This is a genomic window from Actinoplanes sp. NPDC049599, assembly GCF_044465625.1.
Lineage (GTDB): Bacteria > Actinomycetota > Actinomycetes > Mycobacteriales > Micromonosporaceae > Actinoplanes.
In genome coordinates this window covers 93,570-109,029 of record NZ_JBITLX010000027.1, presented here as the reverse complement: position 1 = coordinate 109,029, position 15,460 = coordinate 93,570, and the positions used below count along the sequence as shown (strand labels likewise).

The following is a 15,460-nucleotide window of genomic DNA, read 5'->3' as shown; positions in this document are numbered from 1 at the left end:
CCGATCAGCCCTGCCCGCTACCGACGAGTAACGACCGATGAGCGAGGTGACCATGCACCGCCGGAACGCAAGCTCCCGGGTGCGCGCCGACCCGCTGGTCGCAGTGCTCGTCCTGGTCGCGGTGGCCGGCGTCGCCGGCTTCGGCCTGGGACCGTCCGCCCGGGACGCCCAGGCGGTGGCGTTCTGGCTGCTGCTGACGGCCGTGCACGGCTGCTTCGCGGTGGTCTCGGCACAGGTCGCGCGGACCGGCCCGGTGGCCAACCGGCAGCTCTGGCTGTGGTTCACCGGGGCAGGCGCCGCCTTCGTCGTCGGTGACGTGGGGCAGCTGGTGCTGGTGGCCCGGGACCCGCAGGCGCCGGCCGCCCTGGTCGGCGCGCAGTTCCAGTACGGGTTCATCGCGGTCGGGATGGTGCTGCTGATCACCGGTCTGTTCCGGCATCCGCTGGGGGAGATGACCGGCAGCACCCGGGCCCGGCTGCGCCTGGACGCCGCCACGGTGCTCGCCGCGGCCACCACGTTCGGCCTCTGGCTCTTCGAGGTGCCGGCCGGGCCCCGCGACGCGGGCTGGGCGCTCGGGCTGGCGGTGTCGCTGCTGGTGATGCCGGGTGTGTTCCTGGTGGCGATCTTCGCGGTGCTGCGGTTGCTGCGCAGCGGGCGGACGCCGTTCAGCCGGAGCAGCGGGATCCTCGGCGGCGCGGCGGCGATCCTGCAGGCCGTGCTCCAGACGGTGCCCGGCTCGGTCTACCTGGACCCGCGCTTCACTCCCTGGCTGCTGGCCGGCAACGTGGTCGCCAGCGTGCTGCTCGCGCTGGTGGCCCGCAACCAGCAGCGCTGCGGGCAGCACGCGGTGCGGCCCGCCGGGCGGGAGCAGCCGCGGCACTACAGCGTGCTGCCGTACGCCGGGATGGCCGCGGTCTGGGCGCTGACCGCGACCGTGCTGCTCATCGGCGGCCTGGACGCCCACGCCTGGGTGGTGGCCATCGGCGCCTCGGTGACCACCGCGCTGGTCGTCGGCCGGCAGGTGAACGCGTTCCGGCACATCACCGAGCTGCTGCACGAGCGTGACGAGCTCACCGCGCGCCTGACCCGGCTGGCCTACCACGACGCGCTCACCGGCCTGGCCAACCGTGGGCTGTTCATGCGGCAGCTGCACGAGGGTCTCGCGGCCGGGGCGGTGACGGTGTTCCTCGTCGACCTGGACGACTTCAAGCCGGTCAACGACGAGTTCGGGCACGCGACCGGCGACCAGCTGCTGATCGAGGTGGCCCGGCGGCTGCGGAACGGGATCCGGGCCGGGGACGCCGTGGCCCGGCTGGGCGGGGACGAGTTCGCCGTGCTGATGACCGGGCTGTCCCTGGCGCGCGGCGCCGAGGTGGTGGACGAGCTGACCGCGGCGCTGCACGGCACCGTCCGGATCGGGGCTGCCGAGGTGCCGCTGCGGGCGAGTGTCGGCATGGCGGCCGGCCGGCACGGCGAGCACGATCCGGACAGCCTGCTGCACGCCGCCGACATGGCCATGTACGCCGTCAAGGAAGCCCGCCGCAGCCTCGCCGGCAGTGACCTTCGGTAGCGTCGTATATCCATTCAGTTTCGCTTGCGATCAAACGGTTACGCAGCGCCGATGCCTGATAACCTTGCCGACCTCTGCCCGGGAGGAAGTCGCGATGCGTTCGAAGATGGTCGCTCTGATGGCGGTCGGTCTGCTCAGTCTGGGTGGCACCGCCGCGTGCACCGATGACAAGAGTGACGCCGCCAGTCCGGGCGGCGGCACCACCCGTGGTGGCGGCGGCGGCAAGGTGGGCGTGATCCTGCCCGACACCACCACCTCGCAGCGCTGGGGCACCGACGACCCGAAGCTGCTGAAGGCGGCGTTCGACGAGGCCGACGTGCCGGTGGACATCCAGAACGCGCAGGGCGACAAGGCCAAGTTCCAGTCGATCGCCGACGACATGATCGCCGACGGCGTGAAAGTGCTGATGACGGTCAACCTCGACTCCGGCACCGGCAAGGCCGTGCTGGACAAGGCCAAGGCCGCCGGGGTCAAGACCATCGACTACGACCGGCTCACGCTCAACGGCGGCGCGGACTACTACGTCAGCTTCGACAACGTCGTGGTCGGCGAGCTCCAGGGCCGCGGCCTGGTCAAGTGTCTCGAGGCGCAGAACGCCGTGGTGCCGCTGGTCGCCGATCTGAACGGCTCGCCGACCGACAACAACGCGACCCAGTTCAAGCTGGGCTACGAGTCGATCCTGCAGCCCAAGTACGACGACGGCAGCTTCATCAAGGGCCCGGACCAGTCGGTCACCGACTGGGACAACAAGGAGGCCGGCGCGGTCTTCACCGAGATGTGGCAGCAGACCGACCGCCGGATCCGCGGCGTGCTGGCCGCCAACGACGGCCTGGGCAACGCCGCGATCGAGGTCCTGAAGAAGGACAAGATGAACGGCAAGGTTCCGGTGACCGGGCAGGACGCCACGGTGCAGGGCCTGCAGAACATCCTCGCCGGCGACCAGTGCATGACGGTCTACAAGCCGATCAAGAAGGAAGCCGAAGCGGCCGCCAACCTGGCCATCAAGCTGTACAAGGGCGAGCGGCCGACCGCGCCGAAGCGGGTGAAGGACCCCGAGTCGGGCGCGTACGTGCCGGCGGTGCTGCTGGATCCGACCGCGATCGACAAGAAGAACATCAACGTCGTGATCAAGGACGGCTTCGTCGACAAGAAGGCGGTCTGCGCCGGCCGGTTCGCCGCGCTCTGCCGGGCCAACGGCATCAAGTAGGCCGTCCGGCGCAAGGGGGTTCTTCGCGGATCGGCGCTCGCCCTGCCGATGAGGGCGGGTGCCGCGACCCGCACCGTCACCCGGAGCCCCTATGACCCGCACCCTTCGCCTCGCCTGCTGGCCGGCGTTCGGGCTGGTGCAGTTCGCTCTCCTGCTCTGGCCGTCCCGGCAGATCGTCGTCTACAGCATCGGCATCATGCTGGTGACCAGCGTCGGCACCGTGCTGCACGCGGTCGCCGCGCTGCGCAGCACCGGGCACACGCGGCGGCTCTGGAGCATCACCTCGATCGCCCTGGGCTGCTGGGCCTACGCCGAGATCTCGGTCGGCGTCCCGGCGGTGCTGACCGGCGTGGCGCCACCCCGCGGCCTGGTCGCCGACCTGCTCAACCTGGCCGCGTTCGGCTTCGCGGTGGCGGCGATGCTGAGCCTGCCGACCGCACCGCGCGGCCCGGCCGCCCGGCTCCGCATGATCTTCGATGGGCTGGTCGCCGTCTCGGCGCTGATCGGCGTGGCGTGGATCCTCGTGCTGGCGCCGATGACCCGGAACCTGAGCACGTCGGCGGCGGTGCTGAAGCTGAGCTACCCGGTGCTGGCCGCCGGGGTGCTGGCCGTCGGCCTGGTGCTGCTCGGCGGCCAGCAGGTGCGCCGGGTCACCGCCACCACGGCGATCATCGGCAGCGTGGTCGTGCTGACCGCCTGGCTGCTGCTGGAGGTCCTGTCGATCGTGGCCGGGCTGGACTGGCTGCGGCCGTACGTCTTCGGCGGGTACCTCGTCGCGGCGACGATGATGGCGCTGGCGGCGCTGGCCCCGGTGCCGCAGGGCGAGGAACGCGTCTGGCGGCCGGCGACCACGATGGGCAACGTGCTGCCGTACCTGCCGGCGCTCGGGTACTTCGCGGTGGTCGTGCACCAGACGGTGGGCGGCCGGAAGATCGACATCCAGACGGTCCTCGCCGGCCTGGTCATGATCGGTGCGGTCTTCGTCCGGCAGCTGGTCGAGCTGCGCCTGAACGCCGCGCTGAGCCGCAGCCTGGCCGTGGAGCGCGGCCGGTACGCGCACGAGGCCGCGCACGACTCGCTGACCGGCCTGCCCAACCGCGCGCGGCTGACCGCGGAACTGGCCGGGTCGCCGATCACCGCGCTGCTGCTGATCGACCTCGACGGCTTCAAGGCGGTCAACGACACGCTGGGGCACGCGGCCGGCGACGCGCTGCTGTGCCTGGTGGCGGACCGGTTGCGGGCGGCCGTCGCCGGGCGCGACGCGCTACCGGCCCGGCTGGGCGGTGACGAGTTCGCCGTCCTGCTGCGCTCCGGCGGGCTCGAGTCGGCCCGTACGCTCGCCCGCGACATCCTCGCCGCGCTCGCCGGACCCGGCCTGCCCGCCGCGGTCGGGGCCAGCATCGGCATCGCGCCGGGCACCGACCGCGGCCGGCTGCTGCACGAAGCCGACCTGGCCCTCTACGACGCCAAGAACCGGGGCAAGGGCCAGTTCCGGGTCTTCGACCGGGAGCTGTCCGCGCGGGCCGAGCGGCACCGGCTGATGCAGGCCGAGCTGGCCGTGGCCGTCGAGCGCGGCGAGTTCGAGGTGGTCTACCAGCCGATCGCGGACCTGGCCAGCGGGGAGTCACACGCCAGCGAGGCGTTGGTGCGCTGGCGGCATCCGCTGCGCGGGCTGGTGCCGCCGGACGACTTCCTGCCCGCCGCCCAGGAGGCCGGCCTGCTCGCCGGTATCGATCACTGGGTGCTGGTGACGGCGGCCGCCCAGGTCGCGCGCTGGCGGCGGATCGACCCGGGCTACGCCGTCAGCGTCAACCTCTCCGTGGCCTACCTGGTGTCCGGCCGGGTCGTCGCCGACGTGCGTGAGGTCCTGCGCGCGCACGACCTGCCCGGCTGGGCGCTGACCTGCGAGGTCACCGAGACCTCGCTGATCGCGGACCTGGACGCGGCGGCCACCACCCTGCGCGAGCTGCGCGACCTGGGCGTACGGGTGGCGCTGGACGACTTCGGCGTGGGCTACTCGTCGCTGACCTACCTGCGCAAGCTGCCCGTGGACACGGTGAAGGTGGACCGCTCGTTCATCCGGGAGCTGACCCACGACCCGCAGGCCGGGGTGCTGGTGCAGGCGGTGCTCGGGCTGGCCCGCGGGCTCGGGCTGGACTGCGTCGCCGAGGGGGTCGAGGACGAGAGCCAGGTGGCGCTGCTGCTGGCGATGGGCTGCGTCCGGGGCCAGGGTTACCTGTTCGCCCAGCCGCAGCCGCCCGAACGCCTGGTGCTTCACGCGCCGGCGGCGTCCGGAGCGGTCGTCTCGGGCGGCCGCTGATCCCCGGTCCGGCGGCGGCGCAGCCGGCCGCCCCAGCGGTCGATCGCCACGAAGCACAGGCCCAGGAGCCAGAACGCGACCGCGAACCCCACCGCGCTGATGGACACACCGTCGTAGCCGAGCGCGTTGACGTCGATGAACGGGTACGGGTACCGGTCCACCACCAGCCCGCGGATCAGCGCGAACGCCAGGTAGCCCAGCGGGAAGGCCAGCCAGTAGAGGGCGTGGCGCCAGCGGAACCGGCCGCGCTCGTCGAACAGCAGCCAGTCCAGCACCGCCAGCAGCGGCACCACCGTGTGCAGGAGCTGGTTGCCGATCGCCTCGGGCAGGGCGCGCTCCACCGGGGCCATCGCGAAGCCGCTCGCCTGGTTGGTGAGCACCAGGTGGTAGACCAGCCCGGTGATCGCCACGTAGAGGGTGACCGCGCCCTTGAGCGCCGGCGGGGTGTCCCGGCCCCGGAACGCCGCCCAGGCCGCGAAGATCCCGTACGCGACGTTGCTCTGGATGGTGAAGAACGGCAGCAGGCCGGTGGCCGTGGCCGGGCCGGCCGCGGTCAGCACCACGCCGGCGAGCACCGCGACGACGGCGCAGAGCCGAATGATCTTCATGGCGACAAGGTAATGCCCGGCGGCGCTCGTGGCACCGCCGGGCATCAACTCGTCGACTGCGTCAGCAGGCGGCATCCGTGCCGGTCACGGCGACCGCGGTCCAGGCCTTCTGCACGGCCTTGTACTCGGTGCCGCACTTGCCGTAGAGGTCGGTGGCCGCGCTCAGGGTGTAGCCGCGGGCCGCCTTGTAGTTGGTGCTCGAGGTGAAGTACGTGCTCAGCGCCCGGTACCAGATGGCGGCGGCCTTGGTCCGGCCGATGCCGGTCACCGCGGTGGCCGAGCCACACAGCGGCGAGGTGCCGTACGAGGTGGCGCCGCTGCCCTCGGCCAGGTTGAAGAAGAAGTGGTTGCCGACGCCGGAGGAGTAGTGCACGTCGACGTTCTTCGTGGTGGAGGTCCAGCAGCCGATGCCCTTGCCGTCCAGCGTGGGGTTGTACATGTAGCGCAGCGGCTTGCCGTTGCCGCTGATGTTGATCTTCTCGCCGATCAGGTAGTCGCCGGCGTCGCTGGAGTTGGCGGCGTAGAACTCGACCATCGTGCCGAAGATGTCGCTGGTGGCCTCGTTCAGGCCGCCGGACTCACCGGAGTAGGTCAGGTTGGCGGTGCGCTCGGTGACGCCGTGCGACATCTCGTGGCCGGCCACGTCCAGGGACACCAGCGGACGGGTGTTGCCGCTGCCGTCGCCGTAGGTCATCGACGAGCCGTCCCAGAACGCGTTCACGTACGCGCTGCCGTAGTGCACCCGCGACGGCACGCCGGTGCCGTTGTTGAAGATGCCCTTCCGGCCGAACGTGGAGTTGTAGTAGTCGTACGTCTTGGCCGCGCCGTAGTGCGCGTCCACCGCGGCCGACTGCCGGTTGGAGGTGGCGCCGGTGCCCCAGACGTTGTCCGCGTCGGTGAAGAGCGTGCAGGTGCCCGAGGTCTTGTTGTTCATGTCGCAGGTGGTGCCGTTGCCGTGCGCGGCGTCCTTGAGGCTGTAGCTCGTCGTCGACACCTGGGTCGTGGTGATCGACACGGCCCCGGAGTAGACGCTGTTGCCGGTGGCGGTCTCCACGGTGTCCCACGAGCTGAGCACCGCGCCGGTGGTGGCGTCCGTGACGACGTGCAGCTTGGACGGCGTCTGGCCGTCCGTGCCGAAGCCCTCGACCACGGTCTCGTAGGCCAGCGTGCCGGTGCCGCTGGTGGCGTCGACGACCAGCTCCGGGGCGCCGACGGTGGCGACCGAGCCCTGGAAGTGCGCCTTGGCGGTCGCGCTCGCGGAGGCTGCGGCCCGCTTCGGGGTGGTGCTCAGGGTCAGCGGCGCGGCGAGGCCGACCGAGGCCTGGCGGAACGCGCCGTCCTTGGTGCCGTGCAGGACGAAGTCACCGCCGAGGACCCGCAGGCCCTCGTACGTGCGGGTGTACCGCACGTGCGCCGTACCGTCCGCGTCCTTGGCGGTCGCCTTGATCGCGAAGGCGTCCGCGGCACTGGCCTTGAGGGCGGCGCGGTGCGCGGACGGCGAGAGGGGATCGGGGGCGGCGGCAGCCGACGTCGCACCCACGCCCGCCAGCAGGCCGCCCATGAGCAGGGCGGAGCCGACAGCAGCGAGAGATCGTTTCACGGGGACTCCTGAACGGTGGGGGACCGTGGCGGTAGCCACACATGTAGATCTACCGATTCAAGACCATTCTGTGAACATGCTGAAAACGTCATAGCTTTCATGGGAGTGTCCTGAGGCTGCCCTTAGCGATCGTTCAGCTTTGCGCCTACGATGGTCGCCATGGACGCAGCCGACATCGCCGCCGGCCGGGAGCGCTGGCAGCAGCGCTACGACGCCGCCCGCAAGCGGGACGCAGACTTCACCACGCTCTCCGGGATGCCCGTCGAACCCGTGTACGGGCCCGCGGACGGCGACGGCTACGCGGACTTCGAGCGGATCGGCTGGCCGGGCGAGTACCCGTACACCCGGGGTCTGTACCCCACCGGTTACCGCGGGCGCACCTGGACCATCCGCCAGTTCGCGGGGTTCGGCAACGCCCGGCAGACCAACGAGCGGTACAAGATGATCCTGGCCGCCGGCGGCGGCGGGCTGAGCGTCGCGTTCGACATGCCGACGCTGATGGGCCGCGACTCCGACGAGCCGCAGTCGCTCGGCGAGGTCGGCCACTGCGGCGTGGCGATCGACTCGGCCGCCGACATGGAGGTGCTGTTCGACGGCATCGACCTGCAGCAGACCACCACCAGCATGACCATCTCCGGCCCGGCGGTGCCGATCTTCGTGATGTACCTGGTCGCCGCCGAACGGCAGGGCGCGGACATCGGCAAGCTCGACGGCACCCTGCAGACCGACATCTTCAAGGAGTACATCGCGCAGAAGGAGTGGCTCTTCGCCCCCGAGCCGCACCTGCGCCTGATCGGCGACCTGATGGAGTACTGCGCCGCCGAGATCCCGAAATACAAGCCGCTGAGCGTCTCCGGCTACCACATCCGCGAGGCCGGCTCGACCGCCGCGCAGGAGCTGGCGTACACGCTGGCCGACGGCTTCGGCTACGTCGAGCTGGGACTGTCGCGCGGCCTGGACGTCAACACCTTCGCGCCGGGGCTCAGCTTCTTCTTCGACGCCCACGTCGACTTCTTCGAGGAGATCGCCAAGTTCCGCGCGGCCCGCCGGATCTGGGCCCGGCACCTGCGCGACGACTACGGCGCGACCAGCGAGAAGGCGCTCTGGCTCAAGTTCCACACGCAGACCGCCGGGGTCTCGCTGACCGCCCAGCAGCCGGTCAACAACGTCGTGCGCACCGCGGTCGAGGCGCTCGCCGCGATCCTCGGTGGCACCAACTCGCTGCACACCAACGCGCTCGACGAGACGCTCGCGCTGCCCACCGATGAGTCCGCCGAGATCGCCCTGCGCACCCAGCAGGTGCTGATGGAGGAGACCGGGGTCATCAACGTGGCCGACCCGCTCGGCGGATCCTGGTACGTCGAGGCGCTCACCGACCGGATCGAGGCCGAGGCGGAGGAGATCTTCGCGCGCATCCGCGAGCTCGGCACGGACGGCAGCATGACCTCGGGCATCCTGCGCGGCATCGAGGACGGCTGGTTCACCAGCCACATCGCCGAGGCGGCGTTCGTCTACCAGCAGGCCCTGGAGAAGGGCGAGAAGCGGATCGTCGGCGTCAACGTGCACACCGGCACGGTGGCCAAGGACCTGGAGATCCTCCGGGTCTCCCACGAGGTCGAGACCGAGCAGAAGCGCGAGCTGGCCGCCCGCAAGGCCAACCGCGATCCGGTACGGACGGAGCAGGCGCTCGCGCGGCTCGTGGCGGTCTCCCGGACCAGCGAGAACATGATCCCGGCGATGCTCGACGCGGCCCGCGCGGAAGCCACCCTCGGCGAGATCTGCGAGGCCCTCAAGGGGGAGTGGGGCAGCTACCGCGAGCCGGCCCGCTTCTAACCGGGGCCGCAATCCCGGCACCCGATGTCGACGCAGCGATCAGGGGGTGTGCCCGCGGTCGTCACCGCACCGCGCCGCGTGCTGCACGCCGCACATCCGTCGGCGCATGTCGTCGGCGGTGACGCCCGGCGGTGACGCCCGCGCGCGTCAGAGCACCCGCAGGGCGCCGCGCCCGCCCGCAGGGACGCCGCGCCCGCGGGGTGCCGCGCCCGCCCGCAGGGACGCCGCGCCCGCGGGATGCCGCGCCCGCCCGCAGGACGCCGCGCCCGCGGGGATGTTGCGCCCGCGGGGATGTTGCGCCCGCGGGGATGCCGCGCCCGCAGGGATGCCGCGCCCGCAGGGATGCCGCGCCCGCCCGCGGTGTCACCCCGCCGCCCGCGCGGCATGTTGTGGCTCGCCGGTCGCGCTGGGTGTTGCATCTCGCAGGCCCGTCGCCGCGCGTTGCGGCTTATTGGTCGCGCTGCGTGTGGCTCGCCGGTCGCCCGGCTCGTCGCCGCCCGGCCCGTCGCCGCCCGATGCGGCCCGCTGCCTGCCCGTCGCCGGTTCCGCCCGCCGGTGCCCTGCTGCGTCGCTGCGCGCTCATCCTCCATCGCTGCGGTCTTGTGGCGCCTGGGTGCGGAGCTCGCCACCCGACTTTCGCCATTTCTGGATCACGGTCCCCGGTGATCCATCCCATTGCCGTGTTCGTCCGATATGCGGGATTAGTCCTTGGAGGTTGAGGGGTTCATCTCAGGAGGAAAGGGGCGCGACTGGTGGACCTTGTAGCGGTGTGGTTTTGCTGGAACGTTTTAGCTCATCAAGATCTGCGGGAAGGCTGCCGCTGAGGCTGCGACGGCACTGAATGGGAAAAGTCGACGTCGCCAGAAGTCGACAACATCTGCTCACCGGCGATCGTGGAGTTCACCCGGACGCCCTGCGTGCCGCTCCAGTGCCGCGGGGAGAGCCTGACCGGCAGGCCGCACCGCCGGGCAGCGGGACGGCGATCCCCGCACTGAAGCTCGCGACACCCGCGGCGGTTCCGCCACGCCGACTGCCACCAGGAGGAGGTCTCCGACGTCCTCTCCGGACCGGACCCGGGACCGCTGGCGGCGTCACTCCGGCAGTCCGATCAGCAGCATCGTCGCCCACCCCGGCACGGCCCGCGCCCGGCCCTCGGGTCAGGGCTCCGCCACCTCGATGAGGCCCAGCTCACCGGCGATCGGGGCACCCTTTTGTGACGTCCGATATCGTCAGCCCGGCGGCGACACGATCAGCGCCGCGCGCGTGCGAGACTTGGTAACCATGAGCGACCCACGGACCACTCCGTCGATCTTCACCCGCGGCGCGGTCGACCTCGGTGCACTGCGTCCCGCGAACAATCCCGCACCCGCGGGCCCCGCCGGGCCGGCCACGGCACCCGCCGCCGAGACCTACCCGGGTGGCGCGCCGCCCGCGGTCATCGATGTCACCGAAGCGAACTTCCAGGCGACCGTGCTCGAACGGTCCATGGCCACCCCGGTGATCCTGGACTTCTGGGCCGAGTGGTGCGAGCCGTGCAAGCAGCTCTCGCCGGTGCTGGAGAAGCTCGCGGCCGAGGCCGGCGGCAGCTGGGTGCTCGGCAAGGTCGACGTGGACGCCAACCCGCGGCTCGCCCAGGCGCTGCGCGTGCAGGGCATCCCGATGGTGATCGCGGTGGTCGGCGGCCAGCTGGTCGAGGGCTTCACCGGGGTGCTGCCCGAGGCGCAGATCCGGCAGTACATCGACGCGGTGCTCAAGGCCGGCGGCGTTGAGGTCGCCGCCCCCGAGGACCCCCGGCTGGACGCGGCCGACGACGCGATGATGACCGGTGACCTGGACGCGGCCGAGGCGGCGTACAAGAAGATCCTGGCCGAGTCGCCGCAGGACCACGCGGCCGAGTCCGGCCTGGCCCAGGTCGAGCTCTATCGCCGGATCACCGGCGTGGACGCGGAGAAGGCGCTGGCCAGGGCTGCGGCCGACCCCGACGACGTGGCCGCGCAGGCGCTCGCCGCCGACATCGAGGTCCTCAGCGGACAAGCACCCGAGGCGTACGAGCGGCTGGTCGCGACCGTGAAGAGGACCAGCGGAGAGGAGCGGGACACCGTCCGCAAGCATCTGCTGTCACTCTTCAACGTGGCCGGACCCGACGACCCGGCCGTGGCGAGCGCGCGGCGCGCGCTGGCCCGCGCGCTCTTCTAGGCAAAGGTACGGGGGGCTCCATGCGCCGCATCGCCGTGCTCGACGCACCGTCCAACCTCGGCCTGCGCCCGCCGACGGCGACGTCGGTGCCGGGCTGCGCCAAGGCGCCCGGTGCCCTCCGTGACCATGGCCTGCTGCGCCGCCTCAACGCCCGCGACGCCGGCTGCCTGACCCCGCCCCGCTACGACCCGGGCGACTGGCGGCCCGGCGACGGGGTGTGCCACGCGCCGGAGATCTCGGCGTACTCCCGCAAGCTGGCCGACCGGATCGGCGCGATCCTCGACCAGGGCGAGTTCCCGGTGGTGCTGGGCGGCGACTGCTCGATCGTGCTGGGCTCGGCGCTGGCCATGCACCGGCTCGGCGAGGCGGTCGGCGGCCGGATCGGCCTGGTCTTCGTGGACGGCCACTCGGACTTCCGGCACCCCGGCAACGCGTCGTACGTGGGCGCGGCGGCGGGCGAGGACCTGGCGCTGGTGACCGGCCGGGGCCAGACCGACCTGGCGGCGATGGAGGGCCGGCGGCCGTACTACCGCGACATCGACGTGGTGGTGATGGGCATCCGGGCCCAGGACGAATACCGGCTGGACCTGCAGGCGGCGGGCATCGTGACGCGCCCGGTGCCGACCCTGCGCGTGGAGGGCGCGGCGCGCAGTGCCCAGTGGGCGCGCGACCAGCTCGTGGACTGCGCGGGCTACTGGGTGCACATCGATGTGGACGTGCTGGACCCGGCGGTCATGCCGGCGGTGGACGCGCCGGAGCCGGGCGGCATCGCCTTCCCGGAGCTGGAGATCCTGCTGGCCGGGCTGGTCGAATCGCCGCACTGCCTGGGCGTGGAGATCACCGTCTTCGACCCGGACTACGACCCGGACAGCAAGTACGCGGAGGAGATCACCTCAACGATCGTGGCGGGCCTGCAGCCGGCCCAGCTGGTGGACGCCCGCCCTGACCTGGTGGCGGCCCGCCGCGATCTCGCCGGTCCGGGTCGGCTCGGTCCGGGTCGGCTCGGTCCGGGGCGGCTGGGGCCCCGGGGTGTGCCGACCGATGCGCCGGCTGCCCGGACCGCTCTCGAGCGGGACACGGTGGAGGCACGGCGGGCAATGGCGGCCGAGGACGAGCGGGTGGCCGCGGCGAGGTCCAGCGGCGGGTCGCCGGGGGAGCCCGCGGTGCCGGATCCGGAGCAGGGCGCTGCGGCTTTCCCCACGGCTTTCCCCGCCGCTTCCTCCGCGGCTTCCCCCATTGCTTCCTCCGCCGCTTCCACGGCCTTCCCTGACGCTTCCACGGCCTTCCCCGCCGCTTCCGCCGCGGCCTTCCCTGGCGCTTCCGCCGCGGCCGACGAGCGGGAAGACCGCGAGTCCGGGCAACCCGCGGCCGACGATTTTGTCGCGGGGACCGATGGGGACGGCTGGATCGCCGCCGAGGTCTCCGAGCCGGAGAACGAGCCCCTTGACGATGCCGTAGCCGAGCCGCTCGGCTCTACCATCTCCGAGCCGCTCGATGATGCCGTCGCCGAGCCGCACGGGGCTGCCGTCGCCGAGCCGCACGGGGCTGCCGTCGCCGAGCCGCTCGGCTCTACCATTTCGGAGCCGCTCGATGATGCCGTCCCCGAGCCGGTAGGGGCTGCCGTCGCGGGCCCCGCCGTCGCTGACCCCGCCGTCGATGTGGCCGAGGTTGATGTGGCCGAGGTTGATGTGGCCGAGGTCGATGTGGCCGACATTGAAGTCGTTGACGTTGATGTGGTCGACGCGGAGCTGGTTGAGGCCGAGGTCGTCGACATGCCCGAGCCCGACCCGGTGACCGGCGCGGACGATGCCGGCTCGATGCCGGGGGAGCGCCCGGCCCCGGATCACGGCCCGGATCTCGGCCCGGAGTCCGGCGACGAGCCCGCGCCGATGCGGCCGCTCGGTTCCGCGCCGCTGCTCGACTCCAAGCCGCTGCCCGCGACCATGCCCGGCATGCTGCGTCCGCGCACCATCGAGGACTTCAGCCTCCCGGCGCAGCGCCCGGCCTTCGAGGTCGGCCCCGAACAGCCCGCCGACCTGGGCTGACCCGGCCGCTACCCGTTCAGTGCGGTCAGGAAGCGTGCGGCGACCGGGACCGCTGCCTCCGCGCCGGCCCCGCCCTTCTCCACCATCACCGCGAACGCGATGTCGCCCTGCCAGCCCACGAACCAGGCGTGGGTCTCCTCCTCGCCGTCCTTGAACTCGGCCGTGCCCGTCTTGCCCGACACCGGCTTGCCCGGCACGCCCGCCAGGTCGTCGCCGGTGCCCTTCGTGACGACCTCGCGCATCATCGTGCGCAGCGGCTCGACCGACGTCTCGGCCAGCTTCGGGCCGTTCGCCGCCGGTGCCGTCGGCGCCGGGTCCAGCAGCAGCTTGGGCTGGATGAACTGACCGCGGGCCACGGCCGCCGTGGCGCCGGCCATCGCCAGCGGGCTGACCGCCGTCGCGCCCTGGCCGAAGGTCGCCGCCGCCAGCTCGGTCGGGCTGTTCGCCGGGGAGACCTTGCCGCTGAACGCGTCCGCGCCGAGGTCCCACTTCACGCCGAGGCCCAGCTTGGCCGAGGCGTCCCGCAGGCCGTCGGCGCCCAGCTTCGGGGCCAGGTTGACAAACGCGGTGTTGCAGGACTTCGCGAAGTTGGTGCGGAACGGCACCGAGCCCAGCACCATGTTGTGCGAGTTCTTGAACGACCGGCCGCTGACCGTCTTGGTCTTCGGGCAGTCCACCCGGCCGTCCAGGGTGACCGCCCGCTTGTCCAGCAGGCCCAGCGTCGACACCATCTTGTAGGTCGAGCCGGGTGGGACCTGACCGGTCATCGCGGTGTTGACGCCGGCGCCCGCCGGGCCGTTGGCGACCGCGAGGATGCTCGAGTCGCTGATCCGGATCGCCACCAGGGCGCTGGGCTGCTTCTCCGCGTCCACCGCGGCGTCGGCCGCGTTCTGGGTCCTGATGTCCAGCGTCGTCTTGATCGGCTTGCCCGGCACCGGCTCGGTGCCGAAGATCCGCGAGTCCTCGACCTCGTCCTCCGGGGTCTTGCGGGCGATCACCACGGACTGGCCGGGGGTGCCGCGCAGCTGGGCGTCGTACTGCTGCTGCAGGCCGCCGTGCCCGACCTGGTCGTTCTCCCGCAGCGTGTCCGGGTTGACGTCCAGATCCTCGCGGCTCGCGACGTCGACGGTGCCGAGCAGCGCGCGGGCGAACGGCCGGGTGGGCGCCAGCTCGCGTTCGCCCTCCTGGAACACCGGGCCGTCGAGGGCACGTACCCGGCCGCGGATCTTGTCGTAGTCGGGGCGCCGCAGCGTGACGATGTCGATGAAGGCCCCGTCGTCGGGGGCGTTCTTGACCCGCTCGCCGATCAGCTTGAAGTTGATCTCCACGTCGATGGATTTGAAGATCTTGCCGAGTTCCTTGAACAGCGCGGCCTGATCGGTGATGTCCTGCGGCGTGACACCTACGGTGACGGTCGGGCGCTGGGTGACGATCGGCTTGCCGTCCGCGCCCAGCACGTCCGCCCGGTCGGCGCTCTGGCGGCGCAGCTCGAAGCGGTCGCCGGCGGTCAGCTCGCTGTGCACCACGGCCGGCTCCCAGATCACCCGCCAGCCGTCTGAGTCACGCTTGGTGAGCCGCACCGTGCTCTCGTACGACCAGGGGGTGCCGCCCGGCAGCGTCCAGTCCAGCTTCACCGGCGCCGAGGCGATCTCGCCGGTCTCCTTGGGCTCGCCCTGCGCCGAGAGCACCAGCGACGACTCCTTCAGCTCGCCGATGAGCCCCTGGAGCTGGGTGAACACGTCGTTCGCGGAGATCTTGGCGCCGTCCGGGGTGACAAAGCCGGTCTTGCTCAGGTCGCCGGTGCGCCAGCCCTTGAGGAACAGGGTGAGGGTGTCATCCGGGCCGTCCGAGCTCGAACACGCGGCCACGCCGCCTGTGAGCAGCAGCAGGCCGGCCATGACGGCCATGGCACGCCCAGCGCGTCCGGTGCGGCGCATGTTGTCACCTTCTCTCGCCTCGATTCACAAAACCTACGGAACGGTAACCGGACTCGCCCAGTCACGTTGACCCGTGGTGGGTGAGATGTATCAAATTCGGGTGTCGGATCTCGTCCGCGCACCCCGGGTGTGCCCGGGGTGTCG

Annotated in this window: 8 protein-coding genes and 1 pseudogene; 6 read left to right on the top strand and 3 right to left on the bottom strand. The window is 71.8% G+C overall.

What is annotated here, in order from left to right; translation table 11 throughout:
• Positions 1 to 37: 37 nt before the first annotated feature.
• The 3 genes from ACIBQZ_RS34270 to ACIBQZ_RS34260 all read left to right on the top strand — a co-directional run bounded on the left by ACIBQZ_RS34270 (position 38) and on the right by ACIBQZ_RS34260 (position 5,097).
• Complete coding sequence (locus ACIBQZ_RS34270) at positions 38 to 1,570, top strand: diguanylate cyclase domain-containing protein (RefSeq protein WP_396092989.1); 1,533 nt, start codon at positions 38 to 40, stop codon at positions 1,568 to 1,570.
• Between the two features lie 94 nt (positions 1,571 to 1,664).
• A complete protein-coding gene (locus ACIBQZ_RS34265; RefSeq protein ID WP_396092988.1) occupies positions 1,665 to 2,777 on the top strand; it encodes a sugar ABC transporter substrate-binding protein in 1,113 nt (370 codons plus the stop codon).
• A 91-nt stretch (positions 2,778 to 2,868) separates the two neighbouring features.
• On the top strand, positions 2,869 to 5,097 hold the full coding sequence (locus ACIBQZ_RS34260; protein WP_396092987.1) for a putative bifunctional diguanylate cyclase/phosphodiesterase: 2,229 nt from the start codon (positions 2,869 to 2,871) through the stop codon (positions 5,095 to 5,097).
• On the opposite strand, the gene ACIBQZ_RS34255 is transcribed toward ACIBQZ_RS34260, so the two are convergent.
• Together ACIBQZ_RS34255 and ACIBQZ_RS34250 are read right to left on the bottom strand one after the other, a co-directional pair.
• Entirely contained in the window at positions 5,052 to 5,705 is a 654-nt protein-coding gene (locus tag ACIBQZ_RS34255; RefSeq protein ID WP_396092986.1) for a Pr6Pr family membrane protein, read from the bottom strand. The genes ACIBQZ_RS34260 and ACIBQZ_RS34255 overlap by 46 nt on opposite strands.
• A gap of 61 nt (positions 5,706 to 5,766) precedes the next feature.
• Complete coding sequence (locus ACIBQZ_RS34250) at positions 5,767 to 7,305, bottom strand: M4 family metallopeptidase (RefSeq protein ID WP_396092985.1); 1,539 nt, start codon at positions 7,303 to 7,305, stop codon at positions 5,767 to 5,769.
• A 159-nt stretch (positions 7,306 to 7,464) separates the two neighbouring features.
• Between ACIBQZ_RS34250 and ACIBQZ_RS34245 the strand changes: the two genes are divergently transcribed.
• The 3 genes and pseudogenes from ACIBQZ_RS34245 to ACIBQZ_RS34235 all read left to right on the top strand — a co-directional run.
• Complete coding sequence (locus tag ACIBQZ_RS34245; protein ID WP_396092984.1) at positions 7,465 to 9,138, top strand: methylmalonyl-CoA mutase; 1,674 nt, start codon at positions 7,465 to 7,467, stop codon at positions 9,136 to 9,138.
• Between the two features lie 1,281 nt (positions 9,139 to 10,419).
• Positions 10,420 to 11,334 carry a tetratricopeptide repeat protein gene (locus ACIBQZ_RS34240; protein ID WP_396092983.1) on the top strand — a complete coding sequence of 305 codons (915 nt, stop codon included), beginning with the start codon at positions 10,420 to 10,422 and terminating at the stop codon, positions 11,332 to 11,334.
• A gap of 20 nt (positions 11,335 to 11,354) precedes the next feature.
• Positions 11,355 to 12,653, top strand: a pseudogene (locus ACIBQZ_RS34235) (arginase family protein); the annotation flags it as partial.
• 734 nt (positions 12,654 to 13,387) lie between these two features.
• Here the strand turns inward: ACIBQZ_RS34235 and ACIBQZ_RS34230 are convergent.
• The gene (locus ACIBQZ_RS34230; RefSeq protein WP_396092982.1) at positions 13,388 to 15,316 is read right to left on the bottom strand and encodes a penicillin-binding transpeptidase domain-containing protein; all 1,929 of its coding nucleotides are present in this window, start codon (positions 15,314 to 15,316) and stop codon (positions 13,388 to 13,390) included.
• Positions 15,317 to 15,460 lie beyond the last annotated feature (144 nt).

Coding starts and splice junctions, on each gene's coding strand:
- ACIBQZ_RS34270 (WP_396092989.1), top strand. CDS start 38: ATGAGCGAGGTGACCATGCACCGCCGGAACGCAAGCTCCCGGGTGCGC.
- ACIBQZ_RS34265 (WP_396092988.1), top strand. CDS start 1,665: ATGCGTTCGAAGATGGTCGCTCTGATGGCGGTCGGTCTGCTCAGTCTG.
- ACIBQZ_RS34260 (WP_396092987.1), top strand. CDS start 2,869: ATGACCCGCACCCTTCGCCTCGCCTGCTGGCCGGCGTTCGGGCTGGTG.
- ACIBQZ_RS34255 (WP_396092986.1), bottom strand. CDS start 5,705: ATGAAGATCATTCGGCTCTGCGCCGTCGTCGCGGTGCTCGCCGGCGTG.
- ACIBQZ_RS34245 (WP_396092984.1), top strand. CDS start 7,465: ATGGACGCAGCCGACATCGCCGCCGGCCGGGAGCGCTGGCAGCAGCGC.
- ACIBQZ_RS34240 (WP_396092983.1), top strand. CDS start 10,420: ATGAGCGACCCACGGACCACTCCGTCGATCTTCACCCGCGGCGCGGTC.
- ACIBQZ_RS34230 (WP_396092982.1), bottom strand. CDS start 15,316: ATGCGCCGCACCGGACGCGCTGGGCGTGCCATGGCCGTCATGGCCGGC.